Here is a 16,185-nt window from a genome sequence, read left to right as displayed (position 1 = left end):
AGAAACTAGTTCGTCCCGTATGGGCCGGTTTGGGAGCGCGGGTGCTCGCGTCACTCGGAGCGCAGGGCGCCACGCACGTGCCGGCCGCGCCCCGGTTGTCACGCTCTTCTCGGCGGGCTAAGGATCCGCGGCGGAACCTGGTCAGTTGCTCTCGGGCGCCCTCAGACCCGACACTGCGGCTGTACAGCAGGCATCCCAAAGGCCACTCCCGAAGATCGGAATTGGTCTTGCCATGGCGTGGTCGGAAGACTCGACCCTCGACCTTCTGATCCGTAGCAAGATCGGAGATGTCTACAGGCGTCCACCGTCGACACGAGCACCTGCTCAGAAGGGATGTCCGGCCTCGGCGAGTCCAGACCCGTCCGTGGTAGTCCCGGGCCGTCGTCAGCAACAGCGTTGGCAAGATCCACTATGTGCGTGCCTCGTGTCGAGGCCGCACCACGCCGGCTTCGTAGGCAAGCACGACCGCCTGCACGCGATCCCGCACACCGAGCTTGGCCAAGATGCGGTTGACGTGCGTCTTCACGGTCGCCTCGCCGAGAAAGAGTTCCCCGGCGATCTCGCGGTTGGACAGCCCCCGAGCCATCAACCGCAGCACCTCGGTCTCCCTGCCGGTCAGGTGTGCCAGGCCGGGGGCGCTGACCGGCGGAGCCATCGCGGTGTAGTGGTCGATCAGGCGGCGGGTGATCTCCGGTGAGAGCAGCGCGTCTCCACGTGCGGCAGCGCGCAGCACGCTCGCCAGTTCTTTCGGCGGAGTGGTCTTCAGCAGGAATCCGCAGGCGCCGGCGCGTAACGACCGGTAGACGTACTCGTCGAGGTCGAACGTGGTCAGCATGACGACTCGGCGGCCGGGGCGGTCCGCCAAGATCTGCTCGGTCGCGGCCATGCCGTCGAGCCGGGGCATGTGGATGTCCATCAGCACAACGTCCGGTTGGTGTCGGGCGGTGAGCAACACCGCCTGCTCGCCGTCCGCAGCCTCTGCGACCACATCGATGTCGGGCTGAGTGCCGAGGATCATCCGCAGACCGCCGCGTATGAGCGCCTCGTCGTCAGCGATGAGAACGCGCGTCACCCCGGTGCCCCCGTTTCCGCCAGCGCGGGTGCCATGGATTTCGCGCTCAGGGGCAACTCGACGCGCACCTCGAACCCGTCGCCTTCCCGAGGACCGCTGCTGGCCGTTCCCCCGAAGAGTTCCACACGCTCGCTGATCCCGGTCAACCCGTAGCCGCTGCCGTCGCTTCGGCGGCCGGCCCGCGGACCATTGTCGACGACGCGCACCCGCAGATCTGTGCGTCCGACATCGATCGAGACCGAGACCGTGGCACCCGGCGCGTGTTTGGCCGCATTGGTCAGGGCCTCTTGCAGCACCCGGTAGCCGCTGACGTCGACGGCTGCGGGCACCCTGCCGAGGTCGCCGTTGACCGTGACGTCGACCTGTCCACCGGCGGCCCGCACTCCGGCCAGTAGCGGGTCGAGGTGCCGTAGCGAAGGAAGCCGCTCCGTACCGCCCTCAGCGCCACGGAGGACGACGAGCAACCGGCGCAGCTCGATGACGACATCGCGGCCGACATCCTGCACCGCGTCCAGCGACTCGCGGGCCTGCCGCGCGTCTGAGTCAAGCACGGCCTGGGCGGCTCCGGCCTGCAGCACCATCACGGTCACGCCGTGCGAGACGATGTCGTGTAGTTCGCGGGCCACCCGTAGCCGCTCGTCGAGGCGCGCGGCGGCCTCCCGTTCGATGGCCAACGCGACCAGACGTTCCGCCTGCGCTCGCCGCATGCGAACAGCGTAAGCCGGCCCCATGACCGCGAGCGCGACGAAGACAATGAAGGCCCAGTCAGGGTCGTCCGCAACCGTGGTCTCGATGCCGAGCGAAACGAAGTAGGAGACGCCCCCGATGACCGGTCCGTGGCGGCCGCCGACGGCGACGCAGCCGAAGCAGGCTACGACCAATGCCAGGAGCGGCACGACCGGCCATTCCGGGAGGAGCGGCGTGAAACTCTGCGCGGTGAAGCAGACGCCGGCCAGGACCACCGCAACCCGTGGATACGACCTGCAGGCCGCGACCGCGAGGCCGTAACCCGCGAGCAGCACGGTCAGCACAGCCGTCCAGGCGCCGGACAGCGCGGTGATATCGGGACCCTCACCATCGACGTACGGGGGCAGCGGCACGTAGAGCTCGGCCAAGCCGAACCCGAACAGCGCGAGGCCGGCTGCGACGGTGGCGAGGTCCCCCCTGCGCCGTCCAATGTCCCGAACCCATGCCATGGCTGGGAGCGTATTCGAGCCGCCCGCGACACGGCGTCCACCCATGGTTGGAGTGGGCGGCGGATGACATCCACCCGCCGGTCCACATCCCGGCCGACGACCGGAGCGGTACGAGGCTCCTAACGTCTTGCGTTGCAACAGATCACGACGGGAGATCTCGATGAATGACCAGACCACCCGGCCGTACGGCCGGCGTTTCGCGGCGGCCGCGATGGCCGGTGGCGGCGTTCTTTACGGCGTCGCGAACGCCTTCTACTGGTTGATGTTTCCTGATCAAGTGTCCGAGACCGCGGCGAACGTCGACGTGGCCGCCTCCGGCCTCGGTGCCTGGCGGATCGAGACGATCCTCTTCGCGCTGACGCATCTGCTGCTCCTGCCGGCGATGGCAGGTCTGATCGTGGCGGTCGGGCGCCGCAAGCGCCTTGTCGCCACCATCGGCGGAGCTTTTGCCGTTCCCGCCCTCTACTTTTCGACGATCCACCTGTGGCACTACAACGCCTTTTTTGGGGCCCTCGCCGGAGGGGGCGTGAAGACGGAGGCGGTCCGGCCGGTCATCGATGCTCTCGAGAAGGACGCGCTGGTGGTGGCGTCGTTTGCGGTCTGGATCCTGGGTTGGATGGTCGGGCTCCTCGTACTGGCCTTCGCTGCGTGGCGAGCCGGCCTCGTGTCCTTGTGGGTGCCACTCGTTCTCACCGGCGGTCAGGTGCTCGACTTCGTCTCCAGCGATGTGGCGCCCAAGCTCGTGGTGAGTGCGTTGATGACCGCCGGCCTGATCGGCTTGGCGCTTGGCATCCGTCCGCGGCGGGTGGCGAGCGCGGCAGCGACCGTTTAGAAGTGACCAGTGAAAGCCCAGTTCATCGAATGAGCTGGGCTTTCGTGAGCGTCCGCCGTGGAACACCCGGACGGGGGGCCGACGGCTACGGCACCAAGAGCGGTACGTCGATGGCGAGCCCCACGTCGCCGGCGTCATGGCGCAGATGAAGTCGGCGCACCCGTCCTGGTCACCGGCCACCATGATCAGCGTCACGTTCGAAGAGTTGCTGCAGAGTGGCCCGCTGGCCGCACCATGCGCCAGCCTGGTCAACTCAGCACCGAGCGCAAAGCGACGTTGCCGTCACTGGAGATCAAAAAAGCCCCGAGCACGATTTGCTCGGGGCGTTTTGGCTGTTCAATGGTGGTGGTCAGGGGCAGGGTCGAACTGCCGACCTTCCGCTTTTCAGGCGGACGCTCGTACCAACTGAGCTACCTGACCTCGGCGGCTGCCGCCGTACGCGGTCCTGACGGGACTTGAACCCGCGACCTCCACCTTGACAGGGTGGCGAGCACTCCAAACTGCTCTACAGGACCTTTATGTCCGGGGGGCTTTCGCTTCCCCGTGTTGTTCGGCTCGCCTAGCTTACCAGCTTCCGGGAGGTCTTCGACCTTCCGTCATCCGGTGCGCTCGACGCGCTCCACGTGCCCCCAACGGGATTCGAACCCGTGCCGCCGCCTTGAAAGGGCGGTGTCCTAGGCCGCTAGACGATGGGGGCTCAAGGCTTTCGCCCTGTTCCGTGACGCCTTCCGTCGGAGACCTCTGAAGCATAGGGGACGTTTGCCCCTGATGCCAAAGCGGTCGGCGACGTCGAGCCGCTGCGGGTTGCCGTCGGCGACGGTGCCTGCGGCGACTCGGGAGAAATTGTACGGCCAGGGTCCGGCTCGATATGACGCTCACACTGGATCCACTGCTCGCCCAGGCCGCCGACGGTGATGTCGTCCCAGGCCTCCAGGCGGTGGCTCTTCTTGCCGAAGTAGAGCACCGAGGCGGTCAGCGGGGTCGGCTCGTCGTGTTCCAGGCCGCGCAGGCCGGCACCTCCGGTGGACCCCTGGATCATCAGACGGGTGCCCGAGGGCAGCAGTTCGGTGGACCGCGCGTGGACGTGCCCGGCCAGCACGAGCGGCACATACCCGGACAGGCCCCGGCCCACGGTCGGGTCGTGGACGGCCACGATGTCGGCGGCGATCTTGTCCGGGGCGGAGGTGGAGGCGGACCTGGGCCACTCGCGCGGCGCCAGCTTGGCCGCGTTGGCCCGCCCGAGGTCGAGGAGGCTCTTGCTCTCGTCCCCCGCCGCCTGTACGGACTTGTCCGGGGTGAACCTCGGGTCGCCGATGCCGTAGATGCTCAGCCCCTTGACCGTGGCGGCGGTGCCGTCCAGCACGATCGCGTTCTTCTGCTTCTCGACCGCCCGCTGGGTCGTCATCGAGTCGTGGTTGCCGCGCACGTAGACGTACGGGACGCCGAGCGAGCCGATCTCCTTGACGAACTCGTTCTCGGCCTTGGTCCCGTGGTCGCTGATGTCGCCGGTGTCGATGATCAGGTCGACCTTGAACTGGTCCTTCAGCGACTTGATCACATTCCAGCCCAGCGGGTTGATGTGCAGGTCGGAGACGTGCAGCACACGGATGGTGCCCGGATCGGGGTCGAAGATCGGCAGGTTCGACCCCGCCTCGTACAGCTGGGACACGTTGGTCACCAGCTTGGCGAGCTGGCCGCGGTATTCGGAGAACTTGGTCACGATCGACTGGGCGCTGCCGACCAGGGACGGCACGCCCGTCAGCAGGCCGGTGTACCGGGGCTCGGAGATCGAGCGGGGGTTGAACGTCAGCGCCGAGACGCCGCCGAGGACGACGACCATCGCCAGCGAGCCCGCCGCGGTCCAGGCCGCCCGTGACAGCCGCCGGAAGGCGACCAGGCCGGTGAGGAACCCGGCGGCGACGGCGAACAGCGCCGCGCGCACGGCGAGGCTCCGGAGCCCGGAGATGACGTCGGCCTCGATGGTCGTCGGCAGCCGGTCGGCCCACCGGGGGTTCTTGAGGATCTCCTCCGCCACGTCCGGGTGGACCGCCTCGATCGTCAGGTCGAGCCGCAGCGGGCCGTTGTGGCTGTCAAAGCTGAGTGTCCCGAGGGGCCGTACGTCGATGACGGTCTCCCCGCTCCAGGACGGGGTCAGGGACATCCCGATGTCGGCGGGCCCGACCGCTGTGTCCACCTTGGCGCCGAACGCCATCCCGAGCCATCCACCGATCACCGCTGCCAGCACGACCACCAGCACACGGGCCGACGCATGGGCGAGCCGACTGCCGACCGTCTTCCGGGCGAACGCCCTCAACCGCGAGTTCTCCATCCCCTCCTGACTACCCGAAGACGCGGCCTTTTTGGTTACCAGAACACGGTGTTCCGGTTACCGAACGTCCGGCTGGGCCTCAAGACGTGCCCGCATACCGGACAAAATCAGCGCTATGCCGTACTCGAAGGAGGCGTCCGTCTGCGGGCCGCCGGTCTCTGCCATGACCGCGCGCACGTTCGGGTACGGCGCGAGGCTCTCCAGCGCCTCCTCGAACAGGGCCGGGTCTTTCGTTCCCCGCTCCTGGTCGGCCTGCTCCTCGAGCACGAATCCGCCGAGGAAGCTCGCGAGCGTGCCGAGACCCCACATCGCGTCCGTACGCGTGAATCCGGCCCGCTGCAGGGACTCCAGGATGGTCTCGACCGTCTGCAACGTGGCCGTGCCGGGGTGGGTGCCGGCGGTGAGGCGCGCGGTGTCGCGGTGCGACTTGAACGCGCGGCGCTGACCCCTGCACCACTCCGCCAGCCACTCCTCCCACGACTCTCCCTCGGCGAGCGGCCGCAGCGGCTCCTGCGCGGAGATCGCCTCGGCCATCTCGTCCAGGAGTTCCTGCTTGTTCCTGAAGTGCCAGTAGAGGGCGGGAGCCTGCACGCCCAGCTCGGCCGCGAGCCTGCGCAGGGTCAGCTTCTCCAGCCCCACCTCGTCGAGAAGCCGGATGGCGGTCCTGACGATCGTGTCGCGTTCGAGTGCCACGGTTGACAGCTTAACGGCGTTCAATGCATCCTTAACGTTGTTAAATTTAACTCTGTTAAGGAGCGTCCGTGATCCATGCGGAAGGAGTACGCAAGCGGTTCGGCACGACCGAGGCGCTGCGGGGCGTCGACCTCGACGTCCCGCGCGGCTCGGTGTGCGGCCTGCTCGGGCCCAACGGCGCCGGCAAGACGACGATGGTGCGCGTCCTCACGACGCTGCTGCGCCCCGACGGCGGCTCGGCCCGGGTGGCCGGCTGCGACGTGGTCGGGGACGCCGAACGACTCCGCTACCGCATCGGCCTCGCCGGCCAGCACGCGGCCGTGGACGAGCTGCTGACCGGACGCCGCAACCTGGAGCTGTTCGGCCGGCTCTACCACCTGCCCCGCCGTACGGCCCGCCGCAGGGCCGAGGAGCTGCTGGAGCGATTCGGCCTGACCGAGGCGGCGAACCGTCCGGTGCGGACGTACTCGGGCGGCATGCGGCGCAGGCTCGACCTGGCCGCCAGCTTGATCGTCTCCCCGCCGGTGCTGTTCATGGACGAGCCGACCACCGGCCTCGACCCCCGCAGCCGTCTCGCGCTGTGGGACGAGCTGCGCGCGCTCGTCGCCGAGGGGACGACCCTGCTGCTCACCACGCAGTACCTCGACGAGGCCGACCACCTGGCCGACCGGATCGCCGTCATGGACGCCGGGCGGGTGGTCGCGGCCGGGTCGCCGTCCGCGCTCAAGGCGAAGGTGGGCGGCGACCGGGTGAGCATCGCCTTCCGCGACGCCGCGGACCTGGCTCCCGGCGTCGAGGCGGTGCGCGGCGTGCTTGCCGGCGAGCCCGAGATCGACGCCGCCGAACGGCGGCTCGTCGTGCCCGTATCGGACGGCGCCGCCTCCCTGGTCAGGGTCGCCGCGGCCCTCGACGCCGCCGGGGTCGGCGTGGAGGACCTGGGGCTGCGCAGGCCGACGCTGGACGAGGTGTTCCTGGCGCTCACGGACGCGCCCGCCAGGGAGAAGGAGGCGGCGTGATCACCGTGGAACCCCCCGCCACGAGGGCGGAACGGCTGCGCTGGGCTCTGAGTGACACGTTCGTCATCGCGGGGCGCAGCTACTCGCAACTGCGCGCCCAGCCCGGCCAGATCGCCGCCGAGCTGGTCGCCCCGGTCATCATGACCGTCCTGTTCGGGTACGTCTTCGGCAGCGCGATCAGCCTGCCCGGCGGGGGCGACTACCGGAACTACCTGATGCCCGGAATCTTCATGCAGGTCATGGCGCTGTCCGCGGTCGCCGCCGCCACGTCGGTCGCCGAGGACATGGCGCGCGGCATCATCGACCGCTTCCGCGCCCAGCCCATCGCGCGCGGGGCCCTGCTGGCCGGACGTAGCCTCGCGGACCTGTCCAAGGACTGGCTGTCGCTCGCGATGATGGCCGTCTGCGGCCTGCTGATCGCGGGATGGCGTCCGCGCGGCACCCCTCTGGAGACGCTCGCCGGCTTCGCGCTGCTCGCCCTGTTCGGGTACGCGATGATCTGGCTGGGCACGTACATCGGGCTGTTCGTGAAGAACGGCGCGCAGGCGGACGCCGCGACGTTCGGCTGGCTGTTCCCGATGACGTTCCTGGCCAACGCGTTCGTGCCGCTGGAGGGACTACCCGGGTGGCTGCGGGCGATCGCGGACTGGAACCCGATGAGCGCCGTCGTCTCGGCCGCCCGGGAGCTGTTCGGCAACCCCCGCTCGGCCGCCGCCTCCTGGCCGCTCCAGCACCCGGTGACCGCGTCGCTGTGCTGGTCGCTGCTGATCATCGCGGTGTTCGCGCCGCTCGCCGTACGCCGCTACCGCACGGCCGCCTCGCGGTGACACGATGAGCACGTGATCGACGTCCCGCTGAAGAGGTTCGAGGAGCTCGTGGCCGAGGCGCTCGACACGATCCCCCCGGATCTGGCCAAGGTCATGGACAACGTCGTGGTCGTGGTGGTGGACGACCCGCCCGAGCCCGGCCTGCTGGGGCTCTACACGGGCATTCCGCTGACCGAGCGGGGCGACTGGTACTCGGGGGTTCTCCCGGACCGCATCGAGATCTACCGGAACCCGACGCTGGAGATCTGCGAGACCGAGGACGACGTGGTCGAGGAGGTCCGCGTCACCGTCGTCCACGAGATCGCCCATCACTTCGGCATCGACGACGAACGGCTGCACGAGCTCGGCTGGTGACATCCGGGCGTTTCCGCTCGTCAGGGCGGCGGTCGGCGTTCGCGGCGCGCGAAATGGGAACGTCAGCGGGTTGCAAAAGTCGCATCCGACGGGCACTGTAAGTGACATGTTGACCACGGTCTGTCAGATCAAGTCGCCGCAGCGGATACCGGCGGCCACGCCCGGCGGAGCGACCTCTGCGGAGTGAGATGGCGGCCACCAAGCCCGGCAGGCTGTCCGGCCGGCACCGCCGTCCCCCGGAGGTGCGCACCACCTACCGGGAGGTGGCCGCGATCCCCGAGTTCCGGGCCCTGTGGCTCGGACAGGGCATGTCGCTGCTGGGCGACCAGCTCGCCCAGGTGGCGCTCGCGGTGCTGGTCTACAGCCGGACCGCCTCGCCGTTGGCCACGGCCGCCGTCTACGCGCTCACCTACCTGCCGCCCATCCTCGGCGGACCCCTGCTGGCGGGGCTCGCCGACCGATACCCGCGCAGGCGGGTCATGCTCTGGTGCGACGCGCTGCGCGCCCTGATGCTCGCCGCGATGGCCCTGCCCGCCACGCCGTTTCCCGTGCTGTGCGCGCTGGTCTTCTGCGTGGTGCTGCTCGGCGCGCCGTTCTCCGCCGCCCGCGCGGCGCTGCTGCCCGAGGTCCTGGAGGGCGACCGGTACGTCGTGGGGTCGGCCCTGCAGAACGTGACCAACCAGGCCGTGCAGATGCTGGGGTTCGCCGCCGGCGGCGCGGCGATCGCGGTGCTCGGGCCCTATCGGGCGCTGGCGCTTGACTGCGCGACGTTCCTCGGATCGGCCCTGGTGATCGTCGCGGGAGTGCGGCACCGCCCGGCGCCGGCGCGGGAGGACGGCGAGCGGCCGTCCATGTGGCGGATGACGCTGTCCGGCGCGCGCCTGGTGTTCGGCGAACGGCGGCTGCGCACGCTCGTGCTGTTCGCCTGGCTGTGCGGGTTCTACGTGATCCCCGAGGGCATCGCGGTGCCGTACGCCGCGGCGCTCGCCGACGGGAGGCTGCCCGTTCCGGTCATCACGGGTCTGCTGATGGCGGCCATGCCGACGGGCACGGTCGCCGGTGCGTTCTTCTTCGGGCGGTTCGTCACGCCGTCCGGGCGGCTGCGGGGCATGGGCTGGCTGGCCATGCTGACCTGCGCTCCGCTCGTGCTGTGCGTGATGCGGCCGCCGCTGGAGGGCGTGCTCGCCCTGTGGGTGTTGTCCGGCATCGGCGGGGCCTACCAGCTCGCGGCCAACGCGGCCTTCGTCCAGTGCGTCCCGGCGTCGGGACGGGCCGCGGCGTTCGGGCTGGTGCAGTCGGGCCTGCTGGCCGCCCAGGGCGTCGGCATCCTCGTCGGAGGCGCAGCCGCCCAGCGGCTCGGCCCAGAGCCGGTTGTGACGCTGGCGGGCGTGGCAGGGCTGTGCGCCGCCGCCGTGCTCGCCATGCTCTGGACCGAGTCGCGCAGGGAGATCATCGCCAAGGTCCGGGCCGCCGCTACCTGAGTCAGGCCTGCGGACCCTGGTTCTGGGAGTCGCCGGCGGAGGGCCGGCCGTACGGGTGCTGCTCGTAGCTCGGGGCCTGCGGGGGGTAGGGGGTGCCGGTGGAGCGGCCCTGGTTCCAGCCCTGCTGGACGTTGTCCCACTTGGCCTTGGCGTCCTGCCAGACCCGGCCGTCCTTGTTCTTGTCGATGAGGTCCTGGACGATGGAGGTGTTCTTGTCCTCCTCGGGGAGGAGGAGCCAGGCGACGGCGTAGATGCCGACGCCGAGGCCGCCGAAGAAGCTCGCGACGGCGAGCCCGAGGCGCAGGATGTTGGCGTCGATGCCGGTGTACTCGGCGACACCCGAGCACACCCCGGCGACGATCCTGCCGTTCCGAGTGCGGCGGAGCTGCTTGACCGAACCGTTGGTGTTCATCTCGTTCATACCTCCACAGTGCCTCTCCGGGGGGTGGGCGCACATCGGGATTCCCCCTGGCCCTACCCCGAGGGGGCCCGGATACCCTGACGCCATGGACGACCTCCTCGAACTCGACGACCAGCTCGATCCCGAGCACCGCTTGATCAGGGATTCCGTAAGGGAACTCGTCTCCGGCAAGGTCCTCCCCCACGTCGGCGAGTGGTTCGAGCAGGGCACGTTCCCCGCTCGTGAACTCGCCCCGGCCCTGGGCTCGCTCGGCCTCCTCGGCATGCACCTGGAGGGATACGGCTGCGCCGGGCTCGACGCCGTCTCATACGGCGTGGCCTGCCGGGAGCTCGAGGCGGGCGACTCGGGGCTGCGGTCGTTCGTGTCCGTGCAGGGGTCGCTGGCGATGTTCCCGATCTGGAAGTACGGCTCGGACGAGCAGAAGGAGGAGTGGCTGCCCCGGCTCGCGTCAGGGGAGGCCATCGGCTGCTTCGGCCTGACCGAGCCCGACTACGGGTCCGACCCCGCCGGCATGCGCACCACCGCCAAGCAGGACCCGTCCGGCGACTGGATCCTGAACGGCGCCAAGATGTGGATCACCAACGGCTCGATCGCCGACGTGGCCGTCGTGTGGGCGCGGACCGACGAGGGCATCCGCGGTTTCGTCGTCCCCACCTCGACCCCCGGCTTCTCGTCCGCCGAGATCCACCGCAAGCTGTCGCTGCGGGCCTCGATCACGGCCTCCCTGTACTTCGACGACGTACGGCTGCCCGCCTCGGCGGTGCTTCCGGGCGTCGCGGGGCTGAAGGGCCCGCTGTCGTGCCTCACGGAGGCGAGGTACGGCATCCTGTGGGGCGTGGTCGGAGCGGGCCGGGCCTGCCTGGAGGCGGCCGTGGACTACGCGACCACGCGGGTGCAGTTCGGCAAGCCGATCGGCGCCTTCCAGCTCACGCAGGAGAAGCTGGCCTGGATGGCTGTCTCGCTCGGCCAGGCCGGGCTCACCGCCCTTCACCTGGGCCGGCTCAAGGACGCCGGGAAGCTGAAGCCCCACCAGGTCAGCTTCGGCAAGCTGGCCAACGTCCGGGCCGCGCTGGACATCGCCCGCGAGGCGCGTACGGTGCTCGGGGCCAACGGGGTCACGCTGGAGTATCCGGTCATCAGGCACATGACCAACCTGGAGTCCGTGCTCACGTACGAGGGCACCCAGGAAGTGCACCTGCTGACGCTGGGCAAGGCGCTCACGGGCCTCGACGCCTTCCGCTGACGCCCCTGTTCACCGCGATCGGGGACAATCGCGTCGCCGAAGACGCGGTACTCTCTGTACCCTGCATCTTGGGGAGTGTTCTGCGGATCACACCGCGACGCGGGCGGGATCCGAGGGGCACGACCAAGGGGTGCTAGCTCAATGGCAGAGCTGCGGACTTTTAATCCGTCGGTTCAGGGTTCGAGTCCCTGGCGCCCCACCAGCGAAAACAGCCCTACAAACTTGATCGTTAGGGGCTGTTGACGGCTACGGTTGACGGCAACGTCCTGGAGAGCTCGTTACAAACTGAGCGTCGCTGCCGTTGACGGCAGCGGCAGAAGATGCGATTGCCTTCACGGCATCCCCCGCACGGACAGGCAAGCCAGTCGCCCAGGAGGCCAGCCATCGCGATCATCACGCACGACAACCCGATAGGTCGTAGCTCCACTAACTACATGATCCACGCCGACCTCTCCGAGCGGGAGAACGGCTGGCGCGAACAGTTGTGGACGCACCAGGTGTCGCCGGACACTTTTGAGATCGCCTGCCTTCCCTTCTTCACCTATGGCATCTGCTACCGCGACATCGTGACGATCGACGATCAACACCTCGTATCCGCTGTGGTTCGGAAGTCCGGCCACCGCACCTTGCGCGTCGCCCTGGAACAGCAGCACTCTCAATGCGGTCAACTCCATGAGCTGCTGCACGAGAAAGTCGTTGGGACCGGCCTTGCCCACGAGTGGCTGCAGGGCACCTACCTAGCCATCGACCTACCTCCCGGCGCTGACCCGCATTCCCTCGTTCAGGTTCTCCAAGGTCTAGAAGGAACAGAAGCACTCTCCTGGGAGATCGACTCCTGACGGCTTAGGGGTCTTAGGCAAGACCTCCGAGCGCCTTTTCGAGCTTGTCGAGCGCTGTCGCTTGGTGCTCGGGTAGCACGTGAGCGTAGGTGTTCATGGTCAGCACGATCGTGCTGTGGCCGAGGATCTCCATGATGGTCCGGGTGTCCACTCCCTGAGCGAGCAGGATCGTGGCGCAGGTGTGCCGGAGGTCGTGCAGTCGTACGCGCCGGATGCCCGCCGCTTCGCACACGGCCCGGAAGTGCCGGTAGAGGTTCTCCGGCTCGATGGCGGTCCCGATGTGCGTCGTGAAGACCAGGCCGTGGGGGTTGTTCCACGCCGATCCGGCCGCCAGACGCTCCGCGGCTTGCTCGGCCCTGTGCTCCTTGAGGACCTTCACCAGGTTCTCCGGAAGCCGGATCGTACGGCGAGAGCGCTGCGTCTTGAGCGGCACGAGCTTGAGCCCCTCGCCCTTCTGCCGCTGGAGTGCCTGCCGGACGCGGAGCAGTGATCGCCGAGCACGAGCGCGGGCCGTAGGTGGCGGGGGCTGATCACCTCGCCCGCCGTCGCCCCAGGCAGAGCCCAGCAGACCGGCTCCTACGGCACAAGCCCGGCCGGTGCGGGCAGGACAACCAGCGGACACGGAAGGTCACCGGGAGGCAGGTACACTCGAGGCTGGGCTTGCTCCTCCGTCCCCGGCCCGCTGCCGCTTCGCGGTGGGACGACGGCGTACGAGGTGATCAGGCAGGACGACTCATGTGGGTTATGACCCACTCTCAAGTGGGCGCTCTCAGTCAATTGCCGTTACGGTCGCGCCTGTCAAAAGGTAGTTGATCCACGACATCCAGGTCTCCTTCCATAGTGACCACTACGATCCACGATCGGTCCTCGGCGACAAAATAGTGGTGTTCTGGTATCTCAAGCAATGCAGCCACAACCGAATGCGCGTTATCGCTAGTGAAGCGCACGCCGTAAGGTGACAGCCCATCGCCAACGTGTTCAACCACCGAACCGGGATGAATGTGCTGACATACCTCCCTGGATGCCATGGACGTCAGCTGAACGTCATCATTGACCTGCCAGTGCCTATGATTCCCCGGGGCTCGATGCCAATCAATTTTGGCCCCAGAGAACGGGAAGTACCTGTTAAGCCAGCCAACGACTGCCGACTCATCGCTACGGTCCAGGCCCCGCAGCGGAGGCGTGGAATACACCTCGCTATGCCAGTAATTACTAGTCATCATCATCACCTATGATGGCCCTTGAACTTCTGCACAAGGACTCGGTGGCACTGAGCTTATCCCGAGTGTCGGCATTTCAGCTCTGAACCTACGCTTCTCAAGCCATGCTAGTGTCTTCTCCATCGCCTGATTTAAATCGTCGTCACCATCGTTATAAACAAGTAGCCGACCATAAAGGCAGAAGCAGGGGCAGGGCCTCCATCTGTTAGCGAACTCGCCCTAGCAGGACCGAATGCCACCAGAGACGAGCCTCACCGGACCGCCAGCCGCCCGCGTAGGAATGCTTGGGCGGTTCCGACTGCACAACCTTGTGAATCTGGTAGATGCCGCCGCAGGAGATCAGCTCATAGAACACGGCCTCGCAATCGCAGGTGTAGTCCACGACTCGGTACGGCCCGCGAGGCTGTGAGACCCAGAGCAGCTTCTCCGGCTCAGGTACAGCAGTGCGGAGGTGTGGCGAAAGACCTGGACAATCCGGCTCCTCCAACAGTCCGCCGGAACCTGGACGAGGCCCCGCAGCTTCGCGTTCATCTCGCGCCGCTCAGTGCGAGGTGTCCCAAGCGGCAGGGCACTGCGCTTCCCAGTCGAGCAGAGCGCCAGCCAGCGCGGCTTGCCGGCGAAGCTCCTCAGCCAGTTGGGCGGCATCATCGCCGTCGATGGTCTGACATAGGCCGCGGTTGTAGTCCTCGTTCGTAAGACGCCCGTTCCGCGTAGCCCACAGCCGTCCCGCCGAGCTTCGCCAGATGCTCCAGCCGGGAAACGCCTCCCGCAAGCTGCTCACGGTCAGGACAGGGACACTCGCCGCCTTCTCGCCGCTCACTTCGCTCTCCTCCCACAGGCCCATGAGCTGCATCGTAGGCAAAGAAAGCTATGGCACGCTATAGCGTGCTGTCCATCGCCACGGCGTGCAATGGCTTCCTACCGTTGCTCGCGTGGTGGAGTTCAAGGCCAATCAGCCCAGGTGGCGGCAGGTCTACGAGATCATCAAGACTCGTATCGCCTCGGGCGAGTACAAGCCTGGCGAGCGCATCCCATCACTCGTCGCCCTGATCGAAGAGTTCGGCATCGCAAACGCCACCGGCCAGAAGGTCATGCGAGCGCTCAGGGCAGACGGCCTGATCCACACCGAGCCCGGCATGGGCAGCTTCGTAACCGCCCTCGAAGAACGAGATCAGCCCGAGTAGGCATAACCGATCTCAGCCAGATCCTCCTCAAGACTGGCTAGATCGAACTCTGGATTCAACACCGACACGATGCTTTGCGTCAGCGGCTGCAGCGCATAGACAGACCGAACCGCCTCGAGGTTCACCGCAACCTCGTAGTACTCCTCCGCGAACTCCTGATACGCCTCCGGCCTGCCGTCGAGTAGAACGTCGAACAGCCACTCGACGCTGCCGTCGTCCTTTGCGGCTTCCGGCATGCTCTTGATCGTCCCCGCTCTCCATTCAACGTCGCCGTACTCCCGCCAGAAGCACACCGTAGCCAGCGGTATCCCCGCCTCGTCGCAGAACGCGGGCTCGGTGACCTGGGAATGAAACACCTCGGGCACAGTGTCGAACAGGCCCGGCCATGGCATCGGAGGGTTGACGCGATACGGGCTCATGGGAGATTCGTGATCGAACCCCCGGGCATACGCGCCGGCCTGGGAGAAAATGATCGAGTATTCGTTGCCGCTTCCGTCGCGCATCGAGGCCATCTCCTCGTTCGGCGACCAACGGCAGTTGAACGAGTAATACCGTGAAGCCCACTCAGGGCTCATGATCGCATCCAACATGGCCATGGCGCGGCAGCGATCCCGCACAATCGAGATACTGGGCAGTCGTTGGATCACCTCAAAGACGGACACAGGCCCATCCAAGCCCATCGCTCTGACATCTTGCGGCGCTTACGATCTTCTCTCTCCGGGCGGCAACTGACGGCAACCGTTGACGGCAACGTCGCCAGACGCCTCCGGACGCGGCTGGACTCCCCTGGACACGTGGTCCCAGTTCAGAGGCCATGTGCCCAGGGCGTCGATCAGCTTTTAATCCGTCGGTTCAGGGTTCGAGTCCCTGGTGCCCCACCCTCGGTGAGCTGGGCAGACTCCCGAATCATGGTCGATCGGAAGCCTGCCCGGTTGCATTTCTGGTTGCAGTCGTGCAGTCGCCGGTTCAGTCGTCCCACAGCGCCCGGCCCATCCGCGCCATGGCGTCGCCGACGACGTCGGCAAACTCTTCACCATGGCCCAGGACGACGGATGGACCGTCCAAATCGTCGCCACCCCGAACGCGCTTGACTTCATCGACGTCCCCGCACTGGAGAAGCAGACCGGCCGCCCTGTCCGCAGCCAGTACCGCAAACCCGGCGACCCCAAGCCACCACGGGCCGACGCCATCATCGTCGCCCCGCGACCTACAACACCATCAACAAGTTCGCCCAAGGCATCGCCGACACCTACGCCCTCGGCCTCCTCGCCGAAGCCCCCCGGCCTCGGCATCCCCGTCGCCGTCCTGCCCTTCGTCGACACAGCGCTAGCCGCCCGAGCCCCATTTCGGCAGGCCGTCGAAGGTCTACGCGTCGAAGGCGTAACCGTCCTCCTTGGCCCCGGCCATCTCGAACCCCACACCCCAAGCACTGGAGCCGACAGCATCGATAGCTACCCCTGGCCCCTTGCTCTCGAAAG

18 protein-coding genes and 4 tRNA genes are annotated in these 16,185 nt (G+C 67.6%); 10 read left to right on the top strand and 12 right to left on the bottom strand.

Translation table 11 applies throughout. From position 1 onward, the window contains the following. Nucleotides 1–409: 409 nt before the first annotated feature. Both Msi02_RS37310 and Msi02_RS37305 read right to left on the bottom strand, forming a co-directional pair. Nucleotides 410–1,072: a response regulator gene (locus Msi02_RS37310; protein WP_204052499.1), complete on the bottom strand. Its 663-nt coding sequence runs from the start codon at nt 1,070–1,072 to the stop codon at nt 410–412. Further along, a complete protein-coding gene (locus Msi02_RS37305) occupies nt 1,069–2,268 on the bottom strand; it encodes a sensor histidine kinase (protein ID WP_204052498.1) in 1,200 nt (399 codons plus the stop codon). The genes Msi02_RS37310 and Msi02_RS37305 overlap by 4 nt, the downstream gene beginning before the upstream one ends. 160 nt (nt 2,269–2,428) lie before the next feature. Between Msi02_RS37305 and Msi02_RS37300 the strand changes: the two genes are divergently transcribed. Further along, nucleotides 2,429–3,100 carry a hypothetical protein gene (locus Msi02_RS37300; protein ID WP_204052497.1) on the top strand — a complete coding sequence of 224 codons (672 nt, stop codon included), beginning with the start codon at nt 2,429–2,431 and terminating at the stop codon, nt 3,098–3,100. Between the two features lie 343 nt (nt 3,101–3,443). On the opposite strand, the gene Msi02_RS37295 is transcribed toward Msi02_RS37300, so the two are convergent. From Msi02_RS37295 to Msi02_RS37275, 5 genes are all read right to left on the bottom strand, one after another. Next, a tRNA-Phe gene (locus tag Msi02_RS37295) sits at nt 3,444–3,520 on the bottom strand. 20 nt (nt 3,521–3,540) lie between these two features. Next, nucleotides 3,541–3,615, bottom strand: a tRNA-Asp gene (locus tag Msi02_RS37290). A gap of 109 nt (nt 3,616–3,724) precedes the next feature. Beyond that, nucleotides 3,725–3,797, bottom strand: a tRNA-Glu gene (locus Msi02_RS37285). Then, on the bottom strand, nt 3,798–5,429 hold the full coding sequence (locus Msi02_RS37280; RefSeq protein WP_079315018.1) for a metallophosphoesterase family protein: 1,632 nt from the start codon (nt 5,427–5,429) through the stop codon (nt 3,798–3,800). Between the two features lie 57 nt (nt 5,430–5,486). Continuing rightward, nucleotides 5,487–6,122, bottom strand: coding sequence for a TetR/AcrR family transcriptional regulator C-terminal domain-containing protein (locus Msi02_RS37275; protein WP_204052496.1), 636 nt, complete (start codon nt 6,120–6,122; stop codon nt 5,487–5,489). Between the two features lie 68 nt (nt 6,123–6,190). Here Msi02_RS37275 and Msi02_RS37270 point away from each other — a divergent pair, with 68 nt between their 5' ends. The 4 genes from Msi02_RS37270 to Msi02_RS37255 all read left to right on the top strand — a co-directional run bounded on the left by Msi02_RS37270 (nt 6,191) and on the right by Msi02_RS37255 (nt 9,800). Then, nucleotides 6,191–7,138: an ATP-binding cassette domain-containing protein gene (locus Msi02_RS37270; RefSeq protein WP_204052495.1), complete on the top strand. Its 948-nt coding sequence runs from the start codon at nt 6,191–6,193 to the stop codon at nt 7,136–7,138. Next, complete coding sequence (locus tag Msi02_RS37265; RefSeq protein ID WP_239109108.1) at nt 7,135–7,965, top strand: ABC transporter permease; 831 nt, start codon at nt 7,135–7,137, stop codon at nt 7,963–7,965. Before Msi02_RS37270 ends, Msi02_RS37265 begins: the two co-directional genes overlap by 4 nt. A gap of 12 nt (nt 7,966–7,977) precedes the next feature. Continuing rightward, complete coding sequence (locus tag Msi02_RS37260; protein ID WP_030512067.1) at nt 7,978–8,319, top strand: metallopeptidase family protein; 342 nt, start codon at nt 7,978–7,980, stop codon at nt 8,317–8,319. 188 nt (nt 8,320–8,507) lie between these two features. Beyond that, entirely contained in the window at nt 8,508–9,800 is a 1,293-nt protein-coding gene (locus Msi02_RS37255) for an MFS transporter (protein WP_204052494.1), read from the top strand. 1 nt (nt 9,801) lies between these two features. Here the strand turns inward: Msi02_RS37255 and Msi02_RS37250 are convergent, their stop codons facing one another. Then, nucleotides 9,802–10,221, bottom strand: coding sequence for a PspC domain-containing protein (locus tag Msi02_RS37250; RefSeq protein WP_193204299.1), 420 nt, complete (start codon nt 10,219–10,221; stop codon nt 9,802–9,804). A gap of 85 nt (nt 10,222–10,306) precedes the next feature. On the opposite strand from Msi02_RS37250, the gene Msi02_RS37245 reads away from it, so the two are divergent. The 3 genes from Msi02_RS37245 (at nt 10,307) to Msi02_RS37235 (ending at nt 12,303) form a co-directional block, all read left to right on the top strand. Beyond that, entirely contained in the window at nt 10,307–11,464 is a 1,158-nt protein-coding gene (locus Msi02_RS37245) for an acyl-CoA dehydrogenase family protein (RefSeq protein ID WP_204052493.1), read from the top strand. A gap of 127 nt (nt 11,465–11,591) precedes the next feature. Further along, nucleotides 11,592–11,666: transfer RNA gene (locus tag Msi02_RS37240), tRNA-Lys, on the top strand. A gap of 232 nt (nt 11,667–11,898) precedes the next feature. After that, nucleotides 11,899–12,303 carry a DUF4265 domain-containing protein gene (locus Msi02_RS37235; RefSeq protein ID WP_204052492.1) on the top strand — a complete coding sequence of 135 codons (405 nt, stop codon included), beginning with the start codon at nt 11,899–11,901 and terminating at the stop codon, nt 12,301–12,303. 13 nt (nt 12,304–12,316) lie between these two features. On the opposite strand, the gene Msi02_RS37230 is transcribed toward Msi02_RS37235, so the two are convergent. The 3 genes from Msi02_RS37230 to Msi02_RS37220 all read right to left on the bottom strand — a co-directional run bounded on the left by Msi02_RS37230 (nt 12,317) and on the right by Msi02_RS37220 (nt 14,367). Further along, the gene (locus Msi02_RS37230; RefSeq protein ID WP_239109107.1) at nt 12,317–12,736 is read right to left on the bottom strand and encodes a tyrosine-type recombinase/integrase; all 420 of its coding nucleotides are present in this window, start codon (nt 12,734–12,736) and stop codon (nt 12,317–12,319) included. 340 nt (nt 12,737–13,076) lie between these two features. Next, nucleotides 13,077–13,331, bottom strand: a complete 255-nt coding sequence (locus Msi02_RS37225) for a hypothetical protein (RefSeq protein WP_204052490.1) — start codon at nt 13,329–13,331, stop codon at nt 13,077–13,079. A gap of 733 nt (nt 13,332–14,064) precedes the next feature. Then, nucleotides 14,065–14,367 (bottom strand): HMG-box domain-containing protein, encoded by a 303-nt coding sequence (locus Msi02_RS37220; RefSeq protein WP_204052489.1) that lies wholly within the window; start codon nt 14,365–14,367, stop codon nt 14,065–14,067. 88 nt (nt 14,368–14,455) lie between these two features. Here Msi02_RS37220 and Msi02_RS37215 point away from each other — a divergent pair, with 88 nt between their 5' ends. Then, complete coding sequence (locus tag Msi02_RS37215; RefSeq protein WP_204052488.1) at nt 14,456–14,707, top strand: GntR family transcriptional regulator; 252 nt, start codon at nt 14,456–14,458, stop codon at nt 14,705–14,707. Here Msi02_RS37215 and Msi02_RS37210 read toward each other — a convergent pair. Further along, nucleotides 14,695–15,369 carry a hypothetical protein gene (locus tag Msi02_RS37210; protein WP_239109106.1) on the bottom strand — a complete coding sequence of 225 codons (675 nt, stop codon included), beginning with the start codon at nt 15,367–15,369 and terminating at the stop codon, nt 14,695–14,697. The two genes, Msi02_RS37215 and Msi02_RS37210, sit on opposite strands and share 13 nt — an antisense overlap. 373 nt (nt 15,370–15,742) lie before the next feature. Here Msi02_RS37210 and Msi02_RS37205 point away from each other — a divergent pair. After that, a partial coding sequence (locus Msi02_RS37205) for a flavoprotein (protein WP_308441850.1) occupies nt 15,743–16,185 on the top strand: 443 nt, incomplete at its 3' end.

The sequence above is a fragment of the Microbispora siamensis genome (assembly GCF_016863095.1).
In the GTDB taxonomy this organism is placed as follows: domain Bacteria; phylum Actinomycetota; class Actinomycetes; order Streptosporangiales; family Streptosporangiaceae; genus Microbispora; species Microbispora siamensis.
This window is presented reverse-complemented; position numbering and strand designations above follow the sequence as displayed.